This window comes from Streptomyces sp. NPDC055243 (assembly GCF_044544025.1).
Lineage (GTDB): Bacteria > Actinomycetota > Actinomycetes > Streptomycetales > Streptomycetaceae > Streptomyces.
The window spans coordinates 321,358-346,113 of record NZ_JBITWR010000010.1 but is presented as its reverse complement, the minus strand read 5'-3'; the positions used below and the strand labels follow the sequence as shown (position 1 = coordinate 346,113).

The 24,756-nt window shown below is 71.9% G+C and carries 23 protein-coding genes; 9 read left to right on the top strand and 14 right to left on the bottom strand.

The annotated features are described in order from the left end of the window. Positions 1–3 precede the first annotated feature (3 nt). The 5 genes from ACIGXX_RS28760 to ACIGXX_RS28740 all read left to right on the top strand — a co-directional run bounded on the left by ACIGXX_RS28760 (position 4) and on the right by ACIGXX_RS28740 (position 4,464). A complete protein-coding gene (locus ACIGXX_RS28760; RefSeq protein ID WP_351165645.1) occupies positions 4–1,086 on the top strand; it encodes an ABC transporter permease in 1,083 nt (360 codons plus the stop codon). Further along, positions 1,083–2,012, top strand: a complete 930-nt coding sequence (locus ACIGXX_RS28755) for an ABC transporter permease (RefSeq protein WP_361470252.1) — start codon at positions 1,083–1,085, stop codon at positions 2,010–2,012. Before ACIGXX_RS28760 ends, ACIGXX_RS28755 begins: the two co-directional genes overlap by 4 nt. Beyond that, the gene (locus tag ACIGXX_RS28750) at positions 2,009–3,052 is read left to right on the top strand and encodes an ABC transporter ATP-binding protein (protein WP_383823071.1); all 1,044 of its coding nucleotides are present in this window, start codon (positions 2,009–2,011) and stop codon (positions 3,050–3,052) included. The genes ACIGXX_RS28755 and ACIGXX_RS28750 overlap by 4 nt, the downstream gene beginning before the upstream one ends. Before the next feature lie 35 nt (positions 3,053–3,087). Beyond that, entirely contained in the window at positions 3,088–4,086 is a 999-nt protein-coding gene (locus tag ACIGXX_RS28745) for an ABC transporter ATP-binding protein (protein WP_366464332.1), read from the top strand. A 180-nt stretch (positions 4,087–4,266) separates the two neighbouring features. After that, the gene (locus ACIGXX_RS28740; protein WP_399979896.1) at positions 4,267–4,464 is read left to right on the top strand and encodes a hypothetical protein; all 198 of its coding nucleotides are present in this window, start codon (positions 4,267–4,269) and stop codon (positions 4,462–4,464) included. A gap of 113 nt (positions 4,465–4,577) precedes the next feature. Here ACIGXX_RS28740 and ACIGXX_RS28735 read toward each other — a convergent pair whose 3' ends face one another. Beyond that, the gene (locus ACIGXX_RS28735) at positions 4,578–4,778 is read right to left on the bottom strand and encodes a hypothetical protein (RefSeq protein ID WP_351165635.1); all 201 of its coding nucleotides are present in this window, start codon (positions 4,776–4,778) and stop codon (positions 4,578–4,580) included. Between the two features lie 228 nt (positions 4,779–5,006). Here ACIGXX_RS28735 and ACIGXX_RS28730 point away from each other — a divergent pair, with 228 nt between their 5' ends. Continuing rightward, a complete protein-coding gene (locus tag ACIGXX_RS28730; protein WP_361470247.1) occupies positions 5,007–5,222 on the top strand; it encodes a hypothetical protein in 216 nt (71 codons plus the stop codon). A gap of 57 nt (positions 5,223–5,279) precedes the next feature. On the opposite strand, the gene ACIGXX_RS28725 is transcribed toward ACIGXX_RS28730, so the two are convergent. The 9 genes from ACIGXX_RS28725 to rimP all read right to left on the bottom strand — a co-directional run bounded on the left by ACIGXX_RS28725 (position 5,280) and on the right by rimP (position 17,657). Continuing rightward, entirely contained in the window at positions 5,280–6,245 is a 966-nt protein-coding gene (locus ACIGXX_RS28725; RefSeq protein WP_351165631.1) for a bifunctional riboflavin kinase/FAD synthetase, read from the bottom strand. A gap of 115 nt (positions 6,246–6,360) precedes the next feature. Beyond that, the gene (locus ACIGXX_RS28720; RefSeq protein WP_399979891.1) at positions 6,361–10,344 is read right to left on the bottom strand and encodes a serine protease; all 3,984 of its coding nucleotides are present in this window, start codon (positions 10,342–10,344) and stop codon (positions 6,361–6,363) included. A 275-nt stretch (positions 10,345–10,619) separates the two neighbouring features. Continuing rightward, a complete protein-coding gene (gene truB, locus ACIGXX_RS28715; RefSeq protein ID WP_351165628.1) occupies positions 10,620–11,528 on the bottom strand; it encodes a tRNA pseudouridine(55) synthase TruB in 909 nt (302 codons plus the stop codon). Next, positions 11,525–11,983, bottom strand: coding sequence for a 30S ribosome-binding factor RbfA (gene rbfA, locus ACIGXX_RS28710; protein WP_351165625.1), 459 nt, complete (start codon positions 11,981–11,983; stop codon positions 11,525–11,527). Before rbfA ends, truB begins: the two co-directional genes overlap by 4 nt. 32 nt (positions 11,984–12,015) lie before the next feature. Beyond that, on the bottom strand, positions 12,016–12,309 hold the full coding sequence (locus tag ACIGXX_RS28705; RefSeq protein WP_351165622.1) for a DUF503 domain-containing protein: 294 nt from the start codon (positions 12,307–12,309) through the stop codon (positions 12,016–12,018). Between the two features lie 139 nt (positions 12,310–12,448). Then, entirely contained in the window at positions 12,449–15,652 is a 3,204-nt protein-coding gene (gene infB, locus ACIGXX_RS28700; RefSeq protein ID WP_351165621.1) for a translation initiation factor IF-2, read from the bottom strand. A gap of 145 nt (positions 15,653–15,797) precedes the next feature. Beyond that, on the bottom strand, positions 15,798–16,088 hold the full coding sequence (locus tag ACIGXX_RS28695) for a YlxR family protein (RefSeq protein WP_399979885.1): 291 nt from the start codon (positions 16,086–16,088) through the stop codon (positions 15,798–15,800). 67 nt (positions 16,089–16,155) lie between these two features. Further along, positions 16,156–17,154 carry a transcription termination factor NusA gene (gene nusA / locus ACIGXX_RS28690; RefSeq protein ID WP_351165616.1) on the bottom strand — a complete coding sequence of 333 codons (999 nt, stop codon included), beginning with the start codon at positions 17,152–17,154 and terminating at the stop codon, positions 16,156–16,158. Positions 17,155–17,156: 2 nt separating this feature from the next. Beyond that, positions 17,157–17,657 carry a ribosome maturation factor RimP gene (gene rimP, locus ACIGXX_RS28685; RefSeq protein WP_399979881.1) on the bottom strand — a complete coding sequence of 167 codons (501 nt, stop codon included), beginning with the start codon at positions 17,655–17,657 and terminating at the stop codon, positions 17,157–17,159. A 231-nt stretch (positions 17,658–17,888) separates the two neighbouring features. On the opposite strand from rimP, the gene ACIGXX_RS28680 reads away from it, so the two are divergent. The 3 genes from ACIGXX_RS28680 (at position 17,889) to ACIGXX_RS28670 (ending at position 19,842) form a co-directional block, all read left to right on the top strand. Further along, positions 17,889–18,416: a hypothetical protein gene (locus ACIGXX_RS28680; protein WP_351165612.1), complete on the top strand. Its 528-nt coding sequence runs from the start codon at positions 17,889–17,891 to the stop codon at positions 18,414–18,416. After that, positions 18,413–18,880: a ferritin-like domain-containing protein gene (locus ACIGXX_RS28675; protein WP_399979877.1), complete on the top strand. Its 468-nt coding sequence runs from the start codon at positions 18,413–18,415 to the stop codon at positions 18,878–18,880. The genes ACIGXX_RS28680 and ACIGXX_RS28675 overlap by 4 nt, the downstream gene beginning before the upstream one ends. A 62-nt stretch (positions 18,881–18,942) precedes the next feature. Further along, complete coding sequence (locus tag ACIGXX_RS28670) at positions 18,943–19,842, top strand: aminoglycoside phosphotransferase family protein (protein WP_351165607.1); 900 nt, start codon at positions 18,943–18,945, stop codon at positions 19,840–19,842. A gap of 92 nt (positions 19,843–19,934) precedes the next feature. Here ACIGXX_RS28670 and ACIGXX_RS28665 read toward each other — a convergent pair whose 3' ends face one another. From ACIGXX_RS28665 to ispG, 4 genes are all read right to left on the bottom strand, one after another. Continuing rightward, positions 19,935–21,629, bottom strand: coding sequence for a proline--tRNA ligase (locus ACIGXX_RS28665; RefSeq protein WP_351165604.1), 1,695 nt, complete (start codon positions 21,627–21,629; stop codon positions 19,935–19,937). Between the two features lie 107 nt (positions 21,630–21,736). After that, positions 21,737–22,294 carry a GNAT family N-acetyltransferase gene (locus ACIGXX_RS28660; RefSeq protein WP_351165601.1) on the bottom strand — a complete coding sequence of 186 codons (558 nt, stop codon included), beginning with the start codon at positions 22,292–22,294 and terminating at the stop codon, positions 21,737–21,739. 61 nt (positions 22,295–22,355) lie between these two features. After that, positions 22,356–23,204 carry a GNAT family N-acetyltransferase gene (locus ACIGXX_RS28655; protein ID WP_351165598.1) on the bottom strand — a complete coding sequence of 283 codons (849 nt, stop codon included), beginning with the start codon at positions 23,202–23,204 and terminating at the stop codon, positions 22,356–22,358. Positions 23,205–23,480: 276 nt separating this feature from the next. Further along, entirely contained in the window at positions 23,481–24,638 is a 1,158-nt protein-coding gene (ispG, locus tag ACIGXX_RS28650; RefSeq protein ID WP_351165596.1) for a flavodoxin-dependent (E)-4-hydroxy-3-methylbut-2-enyl-diphosphate synthase, read from the bottom strand. Between the last annotated feature and the right edge of the window lie 118 nt (positions 24,639–24,756).

The window sequence follows — 24,756 nt, the reverse complement described above, 5'->3', positions numbered from 1 at the left end:
CGCATGACCGCTGACAGCAATCCCGCACTGCTCGACACCGAGGGCGCCGCGGCGACCGACGATCCGGTATTCGCCGGGCCGTCGGCCCGCGGCCCTCGGGCCCGCAATACCCGCGCCTATCTCCTGTACGTGGCGGGCAAGCTGGGCGGCGCCGCCGTCTCGCTGTTCGCCGTCCTTGTGACCAGCTTCTTCCTGTTCCGTCTGATCCCGGGCGACCCGGTGAAGCAGATGACGGGCGGAAAGCGCGTATCGGCCGAACAGCTGGACGCGATGCGCAAGGAGTTCGGCCTCGACCAGCCGGTCATGACGCAGTTCCTCGACTACTGCGGCAATGCGCTGACCGGCGACTTCGGCACCTCGTACCAGTTCCACACCCCGGTGATGGACAAGATCACCGACGCGCTGCCCGCGACGCTCCTGCTCACCGGCACCGCGTTCGTGCTCTACACCCTCATCGGCATCTGGCTCGGCACCCGCACGGCCTGGCGCAACGGCGGGCTCGGGGACCGTGTCCACACCGGCCTGGCGCTCACCCTCTACTCGGTGCCGTCCTTCTGGCTCGGACTGCTCCTCATCATCACCTTCTCGGTGGGCGTCGGCCCGATCCCCGGGCTCTTCCCGACCGGCGGACTCGAATCGGGGGGCGAGACGGGCATCGCGTACGTCCTCGACGTCGCGCACCACATGGTGCTCCCCGTCATCACCCTGGTGGCGGTGGGATACGCCCAGACGCTCCTCGTCATGCGCTCGTCGCTCCTGGACGAGATGGGCAGCGACTATCTGACGACCGCCCGCGCCAAGGGGCTGCGGGACGATCTGGTACGCCGTCGCCATGCCGTCCCGAACGCGATGCTGCCCACCGTCACCCTGATGTTCGTGAACCTCGGCACGGTGGTGGCGGGCGCGATCCTCGTCGAGACCGTCTTCTCCTGGCCGGGGCTCGGCGGGCTCTTCTACGCCGCGCTCAGCGTGCCCGACCTGCCCCTCGTGCAGGGTCTGTTCTTCGTGTTCGCCGCCGCGGTGATCCTGATGAACACCCTGGCCGACGTGCTCTATCCGCTGCTCGACCCGAGGGTGGGCCGATGACGACCGAAGCGACAAAGACCGAGGTCCCGGTCGCGAAGAGCCCCCGGGCGCTCGCCTGGACCCGCAGACGCCACTCCGTCGCCCGCTTCTGGCGCGATTACCGCACGCACCGGGCCGGTCTCTTCGGCCTTGCCGCGCTCGTGGTCATCGCGCTCGTCGCCGTCTTCGCGCCGCTCCTCGTCGGCTCGGACGCGCAGAGCGTGACCGACGCGCCGGGCAAGCCGATGGAGTCGCCGAGCGGTGAATTCCCGCTGGGTACCGACCAGTTCGGGCGCGACCTGCTGGGCCTGCTGGTGTGGGGCGCGCGGATCTCGCTCACCGTCGGGCTGCTCGCCGCCGTGCTCTCGGTGGCCATCGGCACGATCGTGGGGATCACCGCCGGGCACTTCAAGGGCTGGTACTCCACCGTCATCATGCGCGTCACCGACTGGTTCCTGGTGATGCCGACGCTGGTGCTCGCCATCGCGCTCGCCTCGGTGATGTCCAAGTCCATCTGGACGATCATCCTGGCGATCGGCGTGACCACCTGGCCGACGACCGCACGGCTCGTCCGCGCCCAGACCCTGGCCGTGGAGTCCCGCCCGTACATCGAACGCGCGCAGGCGCTGGGCGGCGGCCACGGCCATGTCATGGGCCGGCACGTCCTGCCCAACGTCATGCCGCTGGTGCTCGCGCAGACGACCCTCGTGATCTCCAACGCCATCCTCACCGAGGCCACGCTCGCCTTCCTCGGCCTCGGCGACCCGACCGTCGTCTCCTGGGGCGGACTGCTCCAGGACGCGCGCGAGGCGGGCGCGGTCAGCGCGGGCGACTGGTGGTATCTCGCCCCGCCCGGACTCGCCATCGCCGTCGTGGCCCTCGCCTTCACGCTGTGCGGGCGCGCCGTGGAATCCGTGCTGAACCCCAGGCTGGGGGTCTCCCGTTGAGCAGTTCGACCGAAGTGACGGAGACCAAGGTGACGGAACAGCGCCTGCTCGACGTGAGAAACCTCGAAGTGACGTACGCGTCCGGGGCGGCCGCCGTGCGCGGCGTGAACCTCTCGGTCGACGCGGGCCAGAAGCTCGGCGTCGCGGGCGAGTCCGGCTGCGGCAAGTCGACGCTGGCGCTCGCGCTGCTGCGGCTGCTGCCGGCCGGCACGAAGGTGACCGGCGAGGTCCTGCTCGACGGTGAGGACGTCCTCACCATGAAGTGGGGCCAGGTCCGCGCGGTCCGCTGGGCGGGCGCGTCGATCGTCTTCCAGGGCGCGATGCACTCGCTCAACGCGGTGCACCGCATCGGCGACCAGATCGCCGAGCCGATCCTGCTGCACAAGAAGGCCACCCAGGCCGGGGCCAAGAAGAAGGCCGGTGAGCTGCTCGAACAGGTGGGTCTGCCGGCCGCCCGCGCCGAGGCGTACCCGCACGAGCTGTCGGGCGGGCAGCGTCAGCGCGTGATGATCGCGATGGCGCTCGCCTGCGATCCGCGCCTGATCATCGCCGACGAGCCGACGACGGCCCTCGACGTGATGATCCAGGCTCAGATCCTGCGCCTGATCGAGCAGTTGGTGGCCGAGCAGGACCTGGGCCTGATCATGATCAGCCATGACCTCGCGGTGCTCTCCGACACCTGCGACCGGCTCGCGGTGATGTACGCGGGCCGCGTCGTCGAGGAAGGCCCGGCCTCCGAGGTCTACGAGAACGCCCGGCACCCGTACGGAAAGGCCCTCTCGGCGGCCTTCCCCCGCATCGGCGACGCGGCGTCCCGCTTCGCTCCGCGCGGTCTGCCCGGCGACCCGCCGGACCCCTCCGCGCTCCCCACGGGCTGCACGTTCCACCCGCGCTGCACGGTCGCCCTGGACACCTGCACCACGGAGGACCAGGCGCTGCGGGACGCGGGCCCCCGGCACCGCGCGGCGTGCGTACACGCGGGCGCACAGCTTCCGGCGCAGCCGACATCGGCACCGGCGACGGCGGAGCGCACTCCGTGAGCCCCGACAGAACACGCACCGAGGAGCAGCGACGCATGACCACCGATGACCCCCTGCTGTCGGCGGGCGACCTGCACATCACGTTCCCCGGCCGCCGTGGCGCGCCGCCCGCGCGGGCGGTGGACGGCGTGGACCTGGACATCGAGCCGGGCGAGATCGTGGCCCTGGTCGGCGAGTCGGGCTGCGGCAAGACGACCCTGGCCCGTTCCCTGCTCGGCCTGGTGTCGCCCACGTCCGGCAAGGTGACCTTCGGCGGCAAGCCGCTCGACTACTCGGGCCGCGCCCTGAAGGCGTACCGCAAGCGCGTGCAGCTGGTCCTTCAGGACCCCAGCGGCTCCCTCAACCCGCGTCACACGGTGTACGAGGCCGTGGCGGAGGGCCTGCGCATCCACGGGCACGGGGGCGACGAGCAGGCCACGGTCGCCGACGCCCTGTCACGGGCGGGGCTCCGGCCGCCCGAGCGGTTCTTCCTGCGCTATCCGCACGAGCTGTCGGGCGGCCAGCGTCAGCGTGTGGTCATCGCGGGGGCGCTGGTCCTGGAGCCCGAACTGATCGTCGCGGACGAGCCGGTGGCCTCTCTGGACGCCTCCGTACGCGGCGAGATCCTCGCCCTGCTGCTCAAGCTCCGTGACGAACTGGGCCTGTCCGCGCTGGTGGTGACGCACGACCTGGGTCTGGCGTGGAACATCGCGGACCGCGTCGCGGTGATGTACCTGGGCCGGATCGTCGAGACGGGCACGGTGGAGGAGGTCCTGACCTCGCCTCAGCATCCGTACACACAGGCACTGTTGTCGGTGCTTCCGGAGGCCCCCGGTGACCCGGTGGTCCTCACCGGCGAGCCGCCGGACCCGTCGCGCATCCCGGGCGGCTGCCGCTTCCACGCGCGCTGCCAGGTGCTCGCGTCGGGCGAGGCAGAACGGGCTGGAGTGGCGGACCGGTGCCGTACGGAGGATCTGCCGGTGCTCTCCGGCGGCGGCGAGACGCAGGTGGCGTGCCACTGGGCGGCGGTCAACGTCAGCGCGTCCGGAGTCTGATCGAGGGCGTCAGGGCCTGCGCCGGAACGGCGGCCGGGCGGGGGCCCTGGGGCGGCGGATCGTTACCTCTTCCCCATACGGGTGATCCGGGGCCTACCGGGCGTGAGCGCTGGGGAGTCACTGAGCGGTTCGGCTTCATCACGGACCGTAGCCAACTCCACCGAAGTGAAGGAGATTTCCATGCGCCGTTCCGCCGCCGTCATCCTCGGGGCCGTCGCTCTGCTGGGGGTCCTCGCCGTGCCCGCCGGTGCCGTCCCCGACCCCGTAGCAACCGTCGACTGCGTGGCGCAGGCCGCCGGTGACGTCACCACGCTCGTCGATCCGGCGAGCCTGGGCGTCCCCTCAGAGGTGCCGGGCGCCGCGTGCCTCGCCCCGTGACCTGAACTCCCCTGAGTCGTCCCGTACTTGCGCGGTCACCCGGGACCCGCGCGAGTACGGTCGGCCGCGAACGGCGTGCCGCGTCGTTCCCGGCGGTATCGGTCCCACCGGCATCAGTCCCAGCGGTATCCGTCCCCGAAGTTGAGGACGTGCTCTAGCACGTCCTCCAGGGGGTCGTCGATCTGCCCGGTGCTGATCAGCGAGACCCTGGGCGCGTTGTGCGAGTTGTTGTGGGTCTCGTCCGCGTGCGCCGTGCCGGAGCACAGGACGGTCGGCACCGCGGCCACCGCCGCGACCAGCGCCCAACGGGACATTGCCTGCACCCAACTGCCGTTCACTGCTGCCTCCTTGGACCGTGCACGTGCGGGGCCGCCGATCGCGGCCCGCTCGCCGTGCGTAACACCGGCACGACCAGGAAGTCACTGACGATCATACGAACGGGTCGTCGGACGTCGGGGCCCGTGCGTCGCCCGTGTGGGCTAACCCGATCTCCGCGGCCTCTCCCCACCTGCCGGAGGAATCCGGAAGAAAGCAGAGATCGCATGCGTCATCGCCGCGTCCTGACCCTCACCCTGCTCGCGGTCCTGGGCCTGTCCGTCACCGCGATCACCACAGCGGCCACGGCTTCGGCTTCGGCGGCACAGCACGGGACGGCGAACCCGGCCCCGCCACTGCCCCACATCGAGTCGCTGATCACCGAAGGAGTCAACGTCGAGGGCCCGCTGGTCAACAGCGTCGCCCTGCCGCACGTCCTGTAGGGAGGAGGACGGAGGGCCGGGGGCTGGGGGGGCTTGGCCCTCGGCCCCCTCCTCCGATTACTCCGAAGCGCCCTTGGCGGAGTCCGCCTCGATGAGCTCGCGGGCCTTCTTCACGTCGTCCGCGATGGCCACGAGCAGCGAGTCGATCGAGTCGAACTTCGCCTGTCCGCGCACGAAGGCGAGAAAGTCCACGGCCACGTGCAGCCCGTACAGATCGAGCCCGATGCGGTCGATCGCGTACGCCTCGACCGTCCGCTCCGTCCCGTCGAACTGCGGGTTCGTGCCGACGGAGATCGCCGCGGGCATCGCCTCGCCCTGCGCGTGCAGCCAGCCCGCGTAGACGCCGTCGGCGGGGATGGCGGTGTGCGGCAGCGTCTCCACGTTGGCGGTGGGGAAGCCCAGTTCACGCCCGCGCTGCGCGCCGCGTACGACGACGCCCTCGACGCGGTGCGGGCGGCCGAGGATCTCCGCCGCGCCCTCCACGTCGCCCTCGGCGACCAGGCGCCGGGTGAGGGTGGAGGAGAAGGGCTCGCCGCCCCCGGCTTCACCGCTCACGTACAGGTCGATGACGTCGACTTCGTAGTCGTACGTGCCGCCGAGCTCGGTCAGGAAGGCGACGTTGCCCGCGGCCTTGTGGCCGAAGCGGAAGTTGGGGCCCTCGACGACCAGGCGCGCGTGCAACTTGTCGACCAGGACCTTGACGACGAAGTCGGCGGGCGACAGCTTCGAGAACTCCGTGGTGAACGGCAGGATGAGCAGCGCGTCCACGCCGAGCTCCGCCATGAGTTCGGCGCGCCGGTGGTGCGGGGCCAGCAGCGGCGGGTGGCTGCCGGGGCGCACGACCTCGGAGGGGTGCGGGTCGAAGGTGACGACCACGGCGGGCACGCCGAGCTCACGGGCGCGCTCCACCGCACGGCCGATGATGAGCTGGTGTCCGCGGTGTACGCCGTCGTAGGAACCGATGGTGACGACGCTGCGCCCCCAGTCCTGGGGGATGTCCTCCAAGCCACGCCAGCGCTGCACTGTCTTTGCTCCTCGCCGAACCTGTGTACGTGTGTGTACGTCCCATTGCCGATTGCGCAGGTCTAAGACTGCCATGCCCGTGCCGTCCGGATCGCATCGGAGGGGGTGGCGGGGGTCACGCGGGGACACGGGCTCCGGCGAGGTTCTCGATCATGCGGCGGGCGCTGGGACCGACGAGGGCGGACCAGTCCTGCGGGGCCGCGCGGATCCACCGGGAGACCAGGGTGGAGAAGCCCGCTACGGAACGGGCCAGCTCGACCAGGCGCCGGTCGAAGCAGGTCGCGCCCTCCGGGGTGCGGACGAGCAGCACGCCGGTGCGGTGCACCAGGTCGCGGACCCGTTCCTTGTCGTCGCCGCCCGCCACGGCGCAGAGCACCGCGTCCAGGACCTCGGGCTCGCGCTCCTGGTCGAGCAGCACGTCCAGGAGCTCGGTGCGCAGGGCGCGCGACGCGTCGGTGCCGGGGGCGGCGAGGGCCGCTGCCAGCGCGGCGCGCACCGGGGGCGTGTGGTGCCGCAGGAAGGCCGTGACCAGCGGGTGGAGGACGGCACGGACACCGGGCCCCTGCTCGAACCGCAGGTCGAGGAAGGCCGCCACGTGCCCCGCGAGGTCGGGACGCAGCTCCAGCACATCGCGTACGAGATCGGCCACCCGCCGGGCGAGCCCGGGCGCCGTCACGTCGGCCAGGGCGCGCAGGACGTCGCCCGGCGCGGGGCCGGGTCCGTACAGGCGGGTCCGGAAGGCGGCGAGGATCTGCTCCGGGTGGGTGTCGAGGGCGGTGACGAGCGCGCTCGCGGGCAGCTGCGGGTCGCCTGCGGTGAAGCGCTTCAGGGCGGGCGGCAGATGGCGTGCGCGGGTCTGCGGGTCACGCACGAGGAGGGCGAGGGCGGCGCCGTGCAGGGTGTCGTCGGCGGTGCGGGCGAGGAGGGCGAAGGCCGTGTACCGCAGGAGCCTGTGGTCGGCGTCCGTGGTGGCGTGCGGGGCGGCGCGCAGGCCGTAGGCGACGGCGGCGACACGGCGTGCGGGCCGCTCGTCGTGGACCCAGCGGTCGACGGCCCGGCAGACGGCCGATGGCTCCTCCTCCGCGAGCGCGGCGAGCAGTTCGTCGGCGCGGGGGTGGGCGCAGTCGACCAGGATCTCGGTGAGGTCGTCGATGGCGCGGTGGCGGTGGGTGTGGAGGAGGGCCTGCGCGGCCGATGCGACGGTGGCGTGGGGGGTGGCCGCGAGGGGGCGTTCGTCGGTGAACCAGCGGGTGAGTTGTGGCTGCACCTTTTCGGGCTCGGTGGCCAGGAGTTCGGCTACGGCGTCGAGGCAGCGGCCCTGCCGGGTGCCGGGCGGGGGGTCGTGGATCACTGCCTCCCGCAGGAGGTCGAAGCGGTGGTCTTCGGCCAGGGGCAGGCCCAGCCAGAACTCGGCGGGGTGGCTGCCCTGCTGGGCGAGGTCTTGGAGCAGCCCGAGGTGGAGGCTCGCGTCGGCCACCCGCTGCAGGGTCTCCACCAGCAGATGGCCGGCCCACCACTGCGCGTCCCCACACCCTTGCGCTGCGGCCCCCGGCGGCACGGGACCGCTGCCCCCACCCTCCGTCCAATCAGCCCCCGACGGCCGGGGCCGGTGACCCACCTCCCCCGCCACATCAACACCCGGCGGTACAGGACCGCAGCCCCCACCCTGTGCCACATCGGCCCCCGACGGCGCGAAACCGCTTCCCCCACCCTCCGTCCAATCAGCCGCCGACGGCCGGGGCCGGTGACCCACCTCCCCCGCCACATCAACACCCGGCGGTACAGGACCGCAGCCCTCACCCCCTGCCACTTCGGCACCCGGCGGCGCGGAACCGCTTCCCCCACCCTCCGTCCAATCAGCCCCCGGCGGCACAGGACCGCAGCCCTCACCCCCTGCCACTTCGGCCCCCGGCGGCTGGGGTTGTGCCCACCCTTCCCCAAGCTCTCGGCTTCGCTCGAGCAAGGGAGACCCCAACCGGCCTGCGGAACGCCTGCCCACAACGCGGGCGGCCTCCCCGTCCCCCCCAGCAGGGGTGGCCCCGCTCTCCGCCGCCGTCCCCGCCGCTGTGGGCAATCGTCCCGCTGGGCGATGGAGGTCCCCCCGCTCGAGCGCAGCCGAGAGTGGGGGAGGGTGGGCACAGCCCTGGATGCCGGGGTCCGACTCGTCAGGCGCCGCGCAAGGCTCCCCGAAGCGGGCCAAGTCCCTCAGCCGGGCCTCCAGTTCAGCGGGGCCCCGCTGTCGGCCCAGGAGCAGCAAGGCCTGGATCACGGGGCCGATGCGGTGCCGGGGTACCGGCAAGGACGACTCGGCGTCCGGCGCAGCCGGCCCGTACCGGTACACCAGCGACCACAGAGCACCGTCCACGTCCAAGTGCATCCCCTGGATCCAGTCCGCGAGCTCCTCGTGCGCGAACCTGTACCCGTCCCCCGCGGGGACGAGGAGCCCCTCCGTGAGCACCGCGGAGGCCCACCCCGCCCCCCACGGGAACACCTCCTCGAACGACGCCCGGTCCAGCTCCCCCTGCCCCGGCCCCAGGCACCGCCGGGCGGCCTCGTGCACCTGCCCGGACACCTTCGCCGCCAGGCGCCGTACCGCCGCGCCCCGGACCCCGTTCGCCGCCGCGAGCCGCACCGCCACCCGCAGGCACAGCACGTCCAGATAGGCCTCGAAGATCTCCTCCCGGTCCGGGCACCCCGGTGGCGGCTCCTCCGGCAGGGCCGCCCGCACTTCCGCGAGGAGCCGCAGGGCCAGCGGATGCCGCGCGTCGGCCGCGGCGAGCGCGCCGTCCGGGATGCCGTACCGCGCCCGTGCGATCCGTGCCTGCCGCTCGGGCAGATCCCGCAGCTCCACGCACCCGGCCGAAAGCGAGGCGGGAAAGTGCGCCCCTGCCTGCTCCCAGTACTCCGAACGGCAGCCCACCACGAGCCGCGCCCCCGTCTCCCGCAGCCACTCGGCCGTCCCCCCGCTCCACTGCGCGAGGCGGTGCGCGAGGACCGGCGGCATCTCCTCCGGCCCGTCGAGCAACAGCAGCAGCGCCCGCCCCTCGTCCCGCACGAGCCGCGCGACCCGCCCAGCGGAGATGTCCCCGAGCCCGTCGTCCGCCTCGGGCAGGGCCTCCTCCGAAGCCTCCAGGATGCGCCCCGCCCGCTGGAGCGCCCGCTCCACCGCGTCGCCCACGCCCGTGTCCGTGCCCTGGAGGTCGGCGCCGCGCAGCCACAGCGTGGGAGCCGGTTCGGCGCCCCGGGAGCGGAGCGCGGCGAGCGCCGCGAGCTCCGTGGTGCGGCCGGTGCCGGGATCTCCGACCAGGCCGAGCACCTGCGCGGGCCCAGCGGTGAAGTCCGCCAACTCCCTTGTGGTGTCCGGGCGTTCGACCGGTTCGAGGAGTGCGGGGCGCGGTCCGTCGGAGCCCACCGACGTCGCCGCCAGGTGCAGCGCGCCCGCCAGGTTCAGATCGCGGCCGTACGCGGGAACGGTCGCCGCGTTGCGTGCGAGGAGCTCGGCGAGCGGCCCGCCCGGATCGGCTGCGGCCGCCTCCCGCAGCGGCACGGCGAACCCCGCCGCACGGTGCTCACTGTGCAGCGCGGTCCCCAGGACGGCGAGCACGGCTCCGGACGAGACGTCGACGACCGGGCCGCCCGCGGCGCCGCCGCCGAGCCGCAGCGCGTCCGCGCCGTCCGTACCGATCGCCAACTCCATGGCGGCGTCGACCAGATGGAAGCGGTCCGTCGCCGTGTACGTCACCGGCGCCGGGCCCAGGACCCGCGCCTCGCGCCTGCCGCGCGCGACGATGCGGACGTAGGCACCCACGGGGGTGGTCTCGCGGACCGTGACGGGCAGGGGCCGCAGGCACAGCCCCTCCGTGCGGACGAGCGCCAGATCGGCCTCGGGGAGTGCCACCACGGAATCGGCGGTCACCACGCAGACACGCTCCCCCGCCGCGTGCAGCACGAGCCGCGCGAGGCCGTCGACCGCTTCGTGGCTGGTGATCACCGTGCCGTGGTCGTCGGCGGCGAAGCCCATCCCGCGCGGGCGCCCGGCCAGATCGCAGATCCGCACCAGGGCCCCGTCGAGCGCCGCCGGGTCACCCTGTCCCGCCATGCCCGAACCTCCCCGCCACGCCCCGTACCTCCGACGGTAGGTCGGCAGTGATCAGCAGGACAGAACGCGTCGCGAACGCGCCCCCTTCCGCTCCCTCGATTCACTCCGAGCGCCTGCCCGATGGGGTGAATCCGCAGGGCGCGGTGGATACATCTTGAGATGGGGGAAGAGGGGGGTTCGCCGTGGAGCGGCGCGCGACGACGCGCACAGTTGTCCGCCGCTCCACGACGGAGACCCGGGAAGGGCCATACGAAGGCGAAGGCGAAGGCGAAGGCTCAGGCGAAGACGGCCAGGCTCTTGGCCTTGCCCTTCAGCTCCTCGGCCAGGACCAGGAAGCGGCCCTCCGGATCGAAGACGGCGACGGCGCCGACACCGGCGTACTCCCCCGGCATCTCGATCCGTACGCCGTTGAGCAGCAGCTTCGCCCGCCGCTCGTCCACGTCCCAGCGCGGGAACGCGGCGGTGGCCGCCTCGGCGACCGGCATCACCGTCAGCTCCTCCTGGAGCTGGTCGATGGTCCTGGCGGCGTCCAGCTTGTACGGCCCGACGCGGGTGCGCCGCAGCGCCGTCAGATGGCCGCCGACCCCGAGGTCCGCGCCGAGGTCGCGGGCGAGGGCGCGGATGTACGTCCCCGACGAGCAGACCACGGACACGACCAGGTCCAGGACGGGGGTGCCGTCGTCGGCGACGGCGTCCCTGACGTCGTACACGGTGAAGGCGGAGATCTTGACCGGCCGGGCGGGGATCTCGAAGTCCTCGCCCTCGCGGGCGCGCGCGTACGACCGCTTGCCGTCGATCTTGATCGCGCTGACCTTCGACGGCACCTGCATGATGTCGCCGGAGAGCTTGGCGATGCCCGCGTCGATGGCGTCCCGCTTGATCCCCGAGGCGTCGGCCGACGAGGTGATCTCGCCCTCGGCGTCGTCCGTGACCGTGTTCTGGCCGAGCCGGATCGTGCCGAGGTACTCCTTCTCCGTCAGCGCGAGGTGGCCGAGGAGTTTGGTCGCCCGCTCGACCCCGAGGACGAGAACGCCCGTCGCCATGGGGTCGAGGGTGCCCGCGTGGCCGACGCGGCGGGTCTTGGCGATCCCGCGCATCTTGGCGACCACGTCATGCGAAGTGAAGCCGGACGGCTTGTCGACGATGACAAGGCCGTCCGGCGTCTTGTTGCCGGTGTTGCTCATGCCGAGGCGTCGCCATCCGTCTCGTCGTCTTCGTCTTCCGGCTTGCGGTACGGGTCGGCACCGCCGGCGAACTCGGCGCCCGCGGACACCTCGCGCACCTTCTCGTCCGAGAGCCGGGCCCTGTCGAGGAGGTCCTCGATGGCCTTGGCGTTGTCCGGCAGCGCGTCCGCCATGAAGGTGAGGCTCGGGGTGAACTTCACGCCCGCGGCCGCGCCGACCGCGGAACGGAGGACGCCCTTGGCGCTCTCCAGACCGGCGGCGGCCGCCGCGCGGTCCTCGTCGTCCCCGTAGACCGTGTAGAAGACGGTCGCCTCCCGCAGGTCACCCGTGACGCGGGTGTCCGTGATGGTCACGTGCGTACCGAGCCGCGGGTCCTTGATCCCTCGCTGCAGCTTCTGGGCAACCACCTCTCGGATGAGGTCCGCCAGCCTTTTCGCCCGCGCGTTGTCGGCCACTGCTCCGTCTCCTTCTTCGCCTTGCTGTGCAATCAGTCTTCGTCGCCGTGGAGCCTGCGTCGAACGGAGAGCAGCTCCACCTCGGGACGGGCGGCGACCATGCGCTCGCACCGGTCCAGTACGTCGGTGAGGTGCCCCGTCTCCCCGGAGACCAGCGCCAGGCCGATCTCGGCCCTGCGATGGAGGTCCTGGTTCCCGGTCTCCGCCGCGCTCACCCCGTACTTGCGGATGAGTTCGGCGACGATCGGGCGGACGACGGAGCGTTTCTCCTTCAGCGAGTGAATGTCGCCGAGGAGCAGATCGAAGGACAGTGTCCCCACATACATGTATGTCCGGATGTCCCGCCGGTGCGGGTTCGTGCCCCGCCAACCACTTGGCAGGGACACAAGAACCGTACACGGAACGGCCGGGGCCGATCGACGGGATTTACCTCCCCTCGACCGGCCCCGACCCGAGCTGCGTTGATCAGCCGCGAGGCTTCTCGCGCATCTCGTACGTCGCGATGACGTCGTCGATCTTGATGTCGTTGAAGTTGCCGAGGTTGATACCGCCCTCGAACCCTTCGCGGATCTCGGTGACGTCGTCCTTGAAGCGGCGCAGACCGGAGATGTTGAGGCTCTCCGCGATGACCTTGCCGTCGCGGATGAGGCGCGCCTTGGTGTTGCGCTTGACCTCGCCCGACCGGACCAGGACACCGGCGATGTTGCCCAGCTTGGACGAGCGGAAGACCTCGCGGATCTCCGCCGTGCCGAGCTCGACCTCTTCGTACTCCGGCTTGAGCATGCCCTTGAGGGCCGCTTCGATCTCTTCGATCGCCTGGTAGATGACCGAGTAGTACCGGACGTCCACGCCTTCGCGCTCGGCCATCTGCGCGGCACGACCGGCCGCACGGACGTTGAAGCCGATCACGATCGCGTCGGAGCCGGTCGCCAGGTCGATGTCCGACTCGGTGACCGCACCCACGCCACGGTGCAGGACGCGGATGTCGACCTCTTCGCCGACGTCGAGCTGGAGCAGCGAGGACTCGAGAGCCTCCACCGAACCGGACGCGTCGCCCTTGATGATGAGGTTGAGTTCCTGCACCAGACCGGCCTTGAGGGCCTCGTCCAGGTTCTCCAGGGAGAACCGAACACCCTTGCGGGCGAAGCGGACGTTGCGCTCACGGGCGGCACGCTTCTCGGCGATCTGACGGGCCGTACGGTCCTCGTCGACGACCAGGAAGTTGTCGCCGGCACCCGGGACGTTGGTGAGACCGAGGACGAGGACCGGAGTCGAGGGACCCGCCTCTTCCACGTTCTCGCCCTTGTCGTCGAGCATCGCGCGGACTCGGCCGTACGCGTCACCGACCACCATCGTGTCACCGACGCGGAGGGTACCGCGCTGGACCAGGACGGTCGCGACGGCGCCGCGGCCCTTGTCCAGGTGGGACTCGATCGCAATACCCTGCGCGTCCTGCGCCGGGTTGGCGCGAAGGTCGAGCGAGGCGTCCGCGGTCAGGACCACGGCCTCCAGGAGGGCCTCGATGTTCTCGCCCTGCTTGGCGGAGATGTCGACGAACATCGTGTCGCCGCCGTACTCCTCTGCCACCAGACCGAACTCGGTGAGCTGACCGCGCACCTTGGTCGGGTCGGCACCCTCGACGTCGATCTTGTTGACCGCGACCACGATCGGCACGTCGGCCGCCTTGGCGTGGTTCAGCGCCTCGATCGTCTGCGGCATCACACCGTCGTTCGCCGCGACCACGAGGATCGCGATGTCGGTGGACTTCGCACCACGGGCACGCATGGCGGTGAACGCCTCGTGACCGGGGGTGTCGATGAAGGTGATCCGGCGGTCCTCGCCGTTGACCTCGGCGCCGACCTGGTACGCACCGATGTGCTGCGTGATGCCGCCGGCCTCGCCCGCGATGACGTTCGTCTTGCGGATGGCGTCGAGCAGTCGGGTCTTACCGTGGTCGACGTGACCCATGACGGTCACGACCGGCGGACGCGCGACGAGTGCTTCCTCGCCGCCCTCGTCCTCGCCGAACTCGATGTCGAAGGACTCGAGCAGCTCGCGGTCCTCCTCCTCCGGGCTGACGATCTCCAGGACGAAGTTCATCTCGTCCGCGAGGAGCTTCAGCGTCTCGTCCGGGACGGACTGCGTGGCAGTGACCATCTCGCCGAGGTTCATCATCACGCCGACGAGCGACGCCGGGTTGGCGTTGATCTTCTCGGCGAAGTCGGTCAGCGAGGCACCACGGGACAGGCGGACCGCCTGGCCGTTGCCCCTCGGCAGCATGACGCCGCCGACCGACGGAGCCTGCATCGACTCGTACTCCTGGCGCCTCTGCCGCTTCGACTTGCGACCACGACGGGCGGGCCCGCCGGGACGGCCGAACGCACCCTGCGTGCCACCACGGGCACCGGGACCGCCGGGACGGCCACCGAAGCCGGGACGACCGCCGCCGCCACCGGGACGACCGGCGAAACCGCCGCCACCGCCACCGGGACCGCCGGGACGACCGGCGAAGCCACCGCCGCCGCCACCACCGGGACGACCGGCGAAGCCGCCGCCGCCACCGGGACGACCGCCGCCGCCACCGGCACCGCCGGGACGACCGCCACCACCGGGACCACGGCCACCGCCGGGGCCACCACCGGGACGCGGGCCGGCAGCGGGACGCTGCGGCATCATGCCGGGGTTCGGCCGGTTACCACCGGCGCCAGGCGCACCGCCGCCGGGGCGCGGAGCGCCCCCCTGCGGGCGGGGCATACCGCCGGGGCTGGGGCGAGCGCCGCCCTGACCCTGCGGACGAGGAGCACCCTGGCCGCCGCCCTGGCCCTGCGGGCGCGGGGCGCCGCCGGGACCGCCGGGGCCACCCTGGCCGCCGGGACGCGGGGCGCCGCCCGGACGGGGCGCCTGCGGGCGCGCCATGCCGGTGGAGCCACCAGAGGTGAAGGGGTTGTTGCCGGGGCGCGGTCCTGCCGGACGGCCACCGGGGCGCGCTGCGCCACCCTGGCCGCCGGGACGCGGAGCGCCACCCTGACGGTCGCCGCGGTCGCCACGACCACCCTGGGCCTGACCCTGACCACCCTGACCGGGGGCCGGACGGCCCGCGGGCTTGGGGGCACCCGGGCGAGCGCCCGGACGGGGGCCTGCCGGCGCCGAAGAGGCGGCCGGAGCAGCCGGAGCGGCCGGCGGAGCGGTGAACTCCGGGGCGGCCGGAGCCGGGGTGACCGGTGCGGCGGGCGCAGCCGGGGCAGCCGGAGCCGCGGGCGCGGCCGGAGCTGCGGGCGCCGGCTTGGGCGTCGGCGGCTTCGGACCCGGACGCGGGCCGGGAGCGGCCGGAGAGGCCGCGGGCTTGTCGGCCGCGGCGGCGGGCTTGGCCGCCGGCGGCTTGGGCGCGGCCGGACCCGGACGGGCGGCCTGCGCGGGAGATGCGGACGCCGGACCCGAGGGGGCCGGCGGCTTGGGGGCGGCCTGCTTGCGCGGCGCGCCGGGCTTGGCGGCGGCCTTGCCGTTGCCACCACCCTGGTTCAATGCGTCAGTCAATTTGCGTACTACGGGCGCCTCGATCGTCGAGGACGCCGAACGTACGAATTCACCGAGTTCTTGGAGCTTGGCCATGACGACCTTGCTCTCTACGCCGAACTCCTTGGCGAGCTCGTATACCCGGACCTTAGCCACTTCGCTCCTTTTAGGTCCGGGTTACGCCGGACCGTCGCTACTTCATGGGCGTACTCATCGCGTGCTCATCGAGTGCTCATCGCAATCTCGACCTACTTCCAACTCGCGGAATACCAGGGCCGCGCGGGGTTCCGCGCGACCTTCCTTACGGTGTTGCCTGCTGGGCAACTGTCTCGACGACTCGGCGCAAGTCCGCCGTGTCGAGCGGGCCCGGGGCCCGGAAGGCCCTCGGGAACGCTCTGCGTCGGACCGCCAGGTCGAGACAGACCGGGACGGGGTGGATATACGCACCCCGGCCGGGCAGCGTACCGCTTGGATCGGGGGCGCAAGCGCCCTCTTTCGCCACGATGCGCAGCAGCTCGCTCTTGGCCGCTCGCTCCCGGCACCCCACACAGGTGCGTTCAGGGCATGCGCGGGCTTGCGTCCGGCCAGACACGATTAAGTCTACCTCCCCGCACCGACCTCACCCCTTTGGGGCAATAATCGAACGGTTGTTGTCTTGATCAGGACTCCGGAGAGTCCTGGACCTGCTCGGTGTCCGGGCGGATGTCGATGCGCCAGCCGGTGAGCCGCGCGGCGAGGCGGGCGTTCTGGCCCTCCTTGCCGATCGCAAGGGACAGCTGGTAATCGGGCACCGTCACCCGCGCGGAACGGGCCGCGAGGTCGACGATCTCCACCTTGCTGACCCGCGCCGGGGAGAGCGCGTGGGCGACCATCTCGCCCGGGTCGTCCGACCAGTCGACGATGTCGATCTTCTCGCCGTTGAGCTCGGCCATGACGTTGCGCACACGCTGGCCCATCGGGCCGATGCAGGCGCCCTTGGCGTTGAGGCCGGAACGGGTCGAGCGCACCGCGATCTTGGTCCTGTGACCGGCCTCACGCGCGATGGCCGAGATCTCGACCGAACCGTCGGCGATCTCCGGCACCTCGAGCGCGAAGAGCTTCTTGACGAGGCTGGGGTGCGTACGGGAAAGCGTGACCGAGGGACCGCGGACACCCTTCGCCACCCGGACGACGTACGAACGAAGGCGCAGGCCGTGGGTGTACTCCTCGCCCGGCACCTGCTCCTGCACCGGCAGGATCGCCTCGAGCTTGCCGATGTCGACGAGCACGTTCTTCGGGTCGCGGCCCTGCTGGACTACGCCCGTGACGATGTCGCCCTCGCGGCCCGCGTACTCCCCCAGGGTCGCGTCGTCCTGGGCGTCGCGCAGCCGCTGCAGGATGACCTGCTTGGCGGTCGTCGCCGCGATACGGCCGAAGTCGGACGGGGTGTCGTCGAACTCCTTGGCCTCCTGGCCCTCTTCGAGGTCCGCCGGGTCCTCCGTCGCCCACACCGTCACATGGCCGCTCTCGCGGTCAAGCTTCACGCGGGCGCGACGGAAACTGCCGTCGGTGCGGTGGTAGGCGATGAGGAGAGCGGACTCGATCGCCTCGACCAGCAGGTCGAAGGAGATCTCCTTCTCCCGGACCAGACCCCGCAGGGCACTCATGTCGATGTCCACGGCTACGCCTCCTCTTCCTTCTTGTCCTTGCGGCTGAACTCGACCTCGACGCGCGCCTTGGCGATCGCGTCGAAGGTGAGCCTGCGGGCGGTGGGCTTGCGCCCCTTCACGCCCGGTACTTCAAGATCCACGCCTTCGCCGTCCACCTCGAGGATGCGGGCGATCACGTCGTCGCCGCCCTCCGTCAGCTGGAACTTCACCAGGCGCCCGACGGCGCGCAGATAGTGGCGGTGCTCCGTCAGCGGGCGCTCGGCGCCCGGGGAGCCGACTTCGAGGGTGTACTCCCCCTCGCCCATCGCGTCGCTCTCGTCGAGCTTCTCGGAGATCTCGCGGCTGATCTCGGCGATCTGATCCAGGTCCACGCCGTCGTCGGAATCGACGACGACCCGCAGCACCCGCTTGCGTCCGACCGAGGCCACTTCGATCTCTTCGAGATCCAGATCCTTCGAGCTGACGAGCGGTTCCAGCAGTTCTCGCAGCCTCTCGCTCTGGGTGGTGCTCATCCGGGTGACTCCTCGGCCGCGTGTGCTGTTGTGGGATCGTCGCGTGTCAGCTCAAAGGGTATCCGGTCCGGAGGGGTGTTGCCGCCCGCCGTCCGCCCGCTCCGCGCCCGGCACCGAGCCGCTCACGCGTACGACCGCAGGCCGAAGGTACGGTGATCACCGGGCTCGCGCCCGGCTTCGCCCACCTTCTGACTGCCTGCCTTTCTGGCCTTCCTGCCGAGGACGTCTGCTGTGCCGTCGTATCCCACCCCCTCGCACGCCCGTTCGGGGCCGCGCCGGAGGAGTCTGCTGACCGGGGCCGCCGGAGCGGCCGGGGCCGTGCTGCTCTCGGGCTGCTCGGACTCCGACTCCACGGACGAGAGCCCTTCCGCCGCCGCGCGGCTGCGCGCGCATGCCGCCCGGGACAGCGGTGAGCTGCTCGGGCGGTACGACGCCGTCCTCGCCGCCCATCCCTCGCTGGCCGGACGGCTGGACCCGCTGCGGGCGGAGGTGAAGCGGCACGCGGCGGTCTTCGCGGAGGGGGCCGCTTCCCCGTCCCCTTCCGGCTCCCCCGCCAAGTCCGCCTCGCCCGCGCCGAAGCCCGCCGTCCCCCAGGACGAGAAGGCCGCCGTGCGCGAGCTCGCCAAGGCCGAGCGGGAGCTGGCGAAGCGGCGCGGGAGCGCGCTCGTCGACGCGCCCGCGGAGCTGGCCAGGCTGCTCGCGTCGGTGGCGGCGGCGGGCGCCGCGCACGCGTATCTGCTGACGGAGGGCGACAAGTGAGCGATTCCAAGGACGAGTTGAGAGCGGTGCAGGCCGCGCTGGGCGCCGAGCACGCGGCCGTGTACGGCTACGGGGTCGTCGGCGCCCGGATCGGCGAAGGCCGCAGGGCCGAGGCGCGCACGGCGTACGACGCGCACCGCGCCCGGCGCGACGAGCTGCAGCGCGCCGTGCGCGACCTGGGCGGCGAGCCCGAGCCGTCGGCGCCCGCCTACGCGCTGCCGTTCCCGGTGCCGGACTCCGCGGCGGCCGTGCGGCTCGCGACGGAGCTGGAGGAGCGGGTCGCGGGGGTCTACGCGGATCTCGTACGCGCGTCCACCGGCGCCCGGCGCGGCAGCGCCGCCGAGGCGCTGCGGGAGGCGGCGGTCCGGGCAGCGCGGTGGCGCGGCGGGAGCGTAGCCTTCCCTGGTCTCGCCGAGCGGGCCGCCGGGTCGGGCACCTCCGCACCGGCGACACCCAAGGCGTAGCCGGCCGTCACGACAGTGGCGCGGCCGGCAGTCGCGACCGTAGGGAAGGGAACACCTCGCGTATGGCTCTCGAACCGCCCCGGCGTCTCGTCACCGCACTCGGTGAGACGGCGCAGGACGGCGACGACTGGCTGGAGGGGCTGCCCGGCGCAGCCGAACAGGCCGTCGCTCTACGCGAGTTGACCGTCGAGCGGGTCCACGTGCCCGGCGGGCGCAGCGGCCTCGTCGTCCTGGTGCGCCTCGCCGACGGCACACCCGCCGTGCTGAAGCTGGTGCCGCCGCGCTCGCGGCCGCAGAGCGAACGGGCCGCGCTCGCGCACTGGGGCGGGCTCGGTGCCGTACGCCTTCTGGACCCCTCCGCCACGGACGGCGCCCTCCTCCTGGAGCGGCTGCACCGCGACGTGTCGGTGCGTTCGCTGCCCGAGGCCAAGGCCCTCCTGGAGGCGGCGGGCACGCTGCGCCGGCTGTGGGTGGAACCGCCCACGGAGCACCGCTTCGAGACGGTCGCCGAGCGGACGGGGCGGCAGGCCGAGGCGATGCGGGCCTCCGCATCCGCCGACGGGGAGGTCGCGCCGCTGGTGGACGCCGCGCTCGCCGCGCGGGACGAGCTGCTCGCGGGGGACGCGGAGGTGCGGCTGCTGCACGGCACGTTCCGGCAGAGCAAGGTGCTTCAGGGGGATCGGCTGCCGTGGCTGGCCGTGGGGCCCGACCCGGTGGTCGGGGAGCCCGCGTTCGACCTGGCACGGCTCGTACGCGACCGCGTCGAGGACCTGATCGCCTCCCCCTCGGGGTCTTCGATCACCCGCCGCCGCGTGAAGAAGCTGGCCGAGGCGCTGGACGTCGACCAGGAGCGGCTGCGGGGCTGGACGCTGTTCCGCGCGGTGGAGTCCGGGGTCCGGGCCCGCCGGGTGGGGCGGGAGCAGGACGCGGAGCTGTTGCTGGAGTTCGCCGGGTGGCTGTAGGGGCGGGTTCTCTTCCCCGGCCCCGCCGAGTTCGTCCTCAGGCGCCGGACGGGCTGAGGATCAGCCCGTCCGGCGCTTGAGCAGCACCTCACTCAGGCAGTCAGGCGCGCGATCGCCTCAGCCACGGTCAGCTCCTCGCGCTCGCCGGTACGGCGGTCCTTCAGCTCCACGACGCCCTCGGCCGAGCGACGGCCCGCGACCAGGATCTGCGGGACACCGATCAGCTCCGCGTCCGTGAACTTCACGCCCGGCGAGACGCCCGCACGGTCGTCGACCAGGACCCGCACGCCCGCCGCGTTCAGCTGCTCGGAGACGTCCAGGGCCAGCTCCGTCTGGAGGGCCTTGCCCGCGGCCACCACGTGGACGTCGGCGGGGGCGATCTCCTTGGGCCAGCACAGGCCCTTGTCGTCCGCGGTCTGCTCGGCGAGCGCCGCCACCGCGCGCGAGACGCCGATGCCGTACGAACCCATCGTCACGCGGACCGGCTTGCCCTGCTGGCCCAGGACGTCGAGCTGGAAGGCGTCGGCGAACTTGCGGCCCAGCTGGAAGATGTGGCCGATCTCGATGGCGCGGTCGAGCTGCAGGCCGGTGCCGCACTTGGGGCAGGGGTCGCCCGCCTCGACGACCACGACGTCGAGGTAGTCGTCGACCTCGAAGTCACGGCCCGCGACGACGTTCTTGGCGTGCGTGTTGATCTTGTTCGCGCCGGTGATCCAGGCGGTGCCCGGAGCCACCCGCGGGTCGGCGATGTAGCGGACCTTCTCCAGGCCCTGCGGGCCGACGTATCCGCGTACGAGATCGTCGCGGCCCTCGAAGTCCTCGGCCGTCACGAGCTCCACGACGGCGGGCGCCAGGTGCTCGCCGAGCTTGCCGAGGTCGACCTCGCGGTCGCCGGGCACGCCCACGGCGACGATCTCGCCGTCGACCTTGACCAGGAGGTTCTTCAGGGTCGCCGAGGCCGGGACGCCGAGGTGGGCCGCGAGCGTCTCGATCGTCGGGGTGTCGGGGGTGTCCAGGTCCTCGACGGGGCCGTGCGCCGAGCCGTCCGCCTCGGTGGCGACGAAGGAGACGGCCTCCGTGTTGGCCGCGTAGTCGCACGCGGGGCAGTCCACGAAGGTGTCCTCGCCGGCCGGGGCGGGCGCAAGGAACTCCTCGGAGGCCGAGCCGCCCATCGCGCCGGAGACGGCGGAGACGATGCGGTGGTCGAGGCCGAGGCGCTCGAAGATCTTGATGTACGCGGCGCGGTGCAGGGCGTACGACTCGGCGAGGCCCTCGTCCGTGGTGTCGAAGGAGTACGAGTCCTTCATCTGGAACTCACGGCCGCGCAGCACACCGGCGCGGGGGCGGGCCTCGTCGCGGTACTTCGTCTGGATCTGGTAGAGGATCACCGGCAGGTCCTTGTAGGACGAGCACTGGTCCTTGACGATCTGGGTGAAGATCTCCTCGTGCGTGGGGCCGAGGAGGTAGTCCGCGCCCTTGCGGTCCTTGAGGCGGAAGAGCAGGTCGCCGTACTCGTCGTAGCGGCCCGTCGCGTCGTACGACTCCTTGGGCAGGAGCGCGGGCAGGAGGACTTCCTGGGCGCCGATGGCGTCCATCTCCTCGCGCACGACGTGGGTGATGTTCTCCAGGACCTTCTTGCCGAGGGGCAGCCAGGACCAGATGCCGGCGGCGGTGCGGCGGACGTATCCGGCCCGGACGAGCAGCTTGTGGTTGAGCGTCTCGGCGTCCGCCGGGTCGTCGCGCAGTGTCTTGATCATCAATCGGGACATGCGCTGGACCTGGGCCATGGTGAACTCCTGCGGGATGGGGGTCCCCCCTGCTCGAGCGGAGCCGAGAGCTTGGGGGAGAGTGATGTCAGGAGGTTAGCCGGGGGCCGGGCGCGTGCGGAAATCGGTCAGGCGTCGGGGCGCCTCAGCGGCAGGGGCGCGCCCATCACCGCGTACGGCTTCGGGGCGCTGGGGAACTGGACGTTGCGGGCCAGGTCGGCGTACCCGAGGGAGCGGTAGAGGCCGCGCGCGGGGCTCTCGATGTCGATGGCGGAGAGGATCGAGCGGGGCTGGCTGACGGCGTCCGTGATGGTGGTGATGAGGGTGCGGCCCACTCCGCGGTTCTGGTGGCCGGGCTGCACATGGAGTTCGGTGATCACGAAGGAGTCGTCGAGCCAGTCGTCCAGGCCGCCGGCGCGCAGATACGGCTCGACGACCGTGGACCACCAGTGGCCGCGGTCGTTGGGCATGCCGTAGACGAAGCCGACGAGCCGCCCCTCGGGGGTGGTGGCGCCGAGCGCGCGGGCGCCGGGGTAGGTGATGTGCCGCAGCACGATCTGCCGCCGCACGGACACCTCGTCGTCGCTGAGCCCGAAGGCGTGGGCCTGCACCCGCAGCGCTTCGTCCACGTGCGCGGCGAGGTCGAGCGGCCCGATCACGACGTCGTCAGTCATGCGGTCAGTCATGCGCCGAACTTTAACTCGCTGACGGCGATACGTGAGGAGTGCGGTGTGAGACGCGGGGGAGCTAGAACAGGACGCTCATGAACGCCCCGACCTCCTGGAACCCCACCCGCCGGTACGCCGACCTGGCCGCGGTGTTGAAGTCGTTGACGTAGAGGCTGACGACCGGGGCCACGTCCGCGAGGGCGTAGCGCAGGACGGCCGCCATGCCCGGCGCCGCGTAGCCCTGGCCGCGGTACTCGGGGGCGACCCAGACGCCCTGCACCTGGCAGGCCATCGCCGTGGCGGCGCCGATCTCGGCCTTGAAGACGACCTTGCCGTCGCGGTCGAGGCGCGCGAACGACCGTCCCGCGCCGACCAGTTCGGCGACCCGTGCCTGGTAGAGCAGGCCGCCGTCACCGGCGAGCGGCGAGATGCCGACCTCCTCGGTGAACATCGCCACGCACGCGGGCATGATCGTCTCCATCTCGTCCTTGCGGACGCGACGGACGTACGGATCAGGGGTGATGTCCGACGGCAGCCGGTCGGTGACCATCAGGGGCTGCTGCGAGCGGACCTCGCGGGCGGGGCCCCAGGACGGTTCGAGCAGCCGCCACAGCTGGGCGGTGGGCTCGGCCGGGCCGACGATGGAGGAGCAGCGGCGGCCCGCCCTGCGGGCGCGGTCCGCGAAGGCGCGTACGGCTCGGGGGGTCGCGCAGATGGGGACGAGATTGGCGCCCGCGTAGCAGAGGGACTCCAGCATGCCGTCCTGGTACCAGCCCCACATCTCGCCGCCCAGGCGCCACGGGTCGAGGCCCGCGACCCGGACCCGTGAGGTCACGAAGGCGTTGGCCACCGGCTCGCGGTCGAGCACTGCGAGCGCGGCGTCCAGGTCACTCGGTTCGAGGACCCTGGTGGTGGTCTGAGTCAACACGTGCGGGGGCCTCACCATACGGTCTGCTGATCTCCGCACTGTACCTGGCGGGGGCGCCTTGTGCCCTGGGGTGGCTTGGAGGGGGCTTTGTCTGCTCTCCCCCGCGGGTGGTGGGTGGGTTTTCTTCGCCGCTTCGCGGCGGGATTCCCGCCCGCCCGATTACCCCGGGTGCCCGGGTGGATGGCAAGTAAAGGTCCGCCGCGAAGCGGCGGTTCGGGCCGAACACACGAGGGCTCCGCCACCCGACCCGGTGGCGGAGCCCTCGTTGCGAGAAAGTCAGCCGGCCACGGCCACCGACGGCTCCCCTGAGGGGACGCCGTCCTTCTCCATCTGCTCGGCGATCTTCATCGCCTCTTCGATGAGGGTCTCCACGATCTTCGACTCGGGGACGGTCTTGATGACCTCGCCCTTGACGAAGATCTGGCCCTTGCCGTTGCCAGACGCGACGCCGAGGTCGGCCTCGCGGGCCTCGCCGGGGCCGTTCACGACGCAGCCCATGACGGCGACGCGGAGGGGGACCTCCATGCCGTCGAGGCCCGCGGTGACCTCTTCGGCCAGCTTGTAGACGTCGACCTGGGCGCGGCCGCAGGACGGGCAGGAGACGATCTCCAGGCGGCGCGGCTTGAGGTTGAGGGACTCCAGGATCTGGAGGCCTACCTTGATCTCCTCCACCGGCGGGGCCGAGAGGGAGACGCGGATGGTGTCGCCGATGCCCTCGGAGAGCAGCGCGCCGAAGGCGACCGCCGACTTGATCGTGCCCTGGAAGGCGGGACCGGCCTCGGTCACGCCGAGGTGCAGGGGGTAGTCGCAGGCGGCGGCCAGCTGGCGGTAGGCGTTGACCATGACCACCGGGTCGTTGTGCTTGACCGAGATCTTGATGTCGCTGAAGCCGTGCTCCTCGAAGAGCGACGCCTCCCAGAGAGCCGACTCGACGAGTGCCTCGGGGGTGGCCTTGCCGTACTTCTGGAGGAGGCGCGCGTCCAGGGAGCCCGCGTTGACGCCGATCCGGATCGGCGTACCGGCGTCGTTCGCGGCCCGCGCGATCTCCTTGACCTTGTCGTCGAACTGCTTGATGTTGCCGGGGTTCACACGGACCGCCGCGCATCCGGCGTCGATCGCCGCGAAGACGTACTTCGGCTGGAAGTGGATGTCGGCGATCACCGGGATCTGCGACTTGCGCGCGATGGTGGACAGCGCGTCCGCGTCGTCCTGCGTCGGACACGCGACCCGCACGATCTGGCAGCCGGACGCGGTCAGCTCGGCGATCTGCTGAAGCGTCGCCCCGATGTCGGACGTACGCGTGGTGGTCATCGACTGCACCGACACCGGTGCGTCGCCGCCGACGGCGACCGTACCGACCTGGATCTTGCGGCTGACACGGCGGTCGGCGAGCTTGGTCGGTACGGACGGGATTCCGAGAGAAACGGCAGTCATCTGGCGTGCATCCCCAAGGTGTGGATCAAGGTCCCGAGATCGGCGGGCTCCAGGCTTCGAGATTACGGCACCCCACAGGGCCCGAGCACATCCCGCCCCCAAGTCCACCCAATGGTGG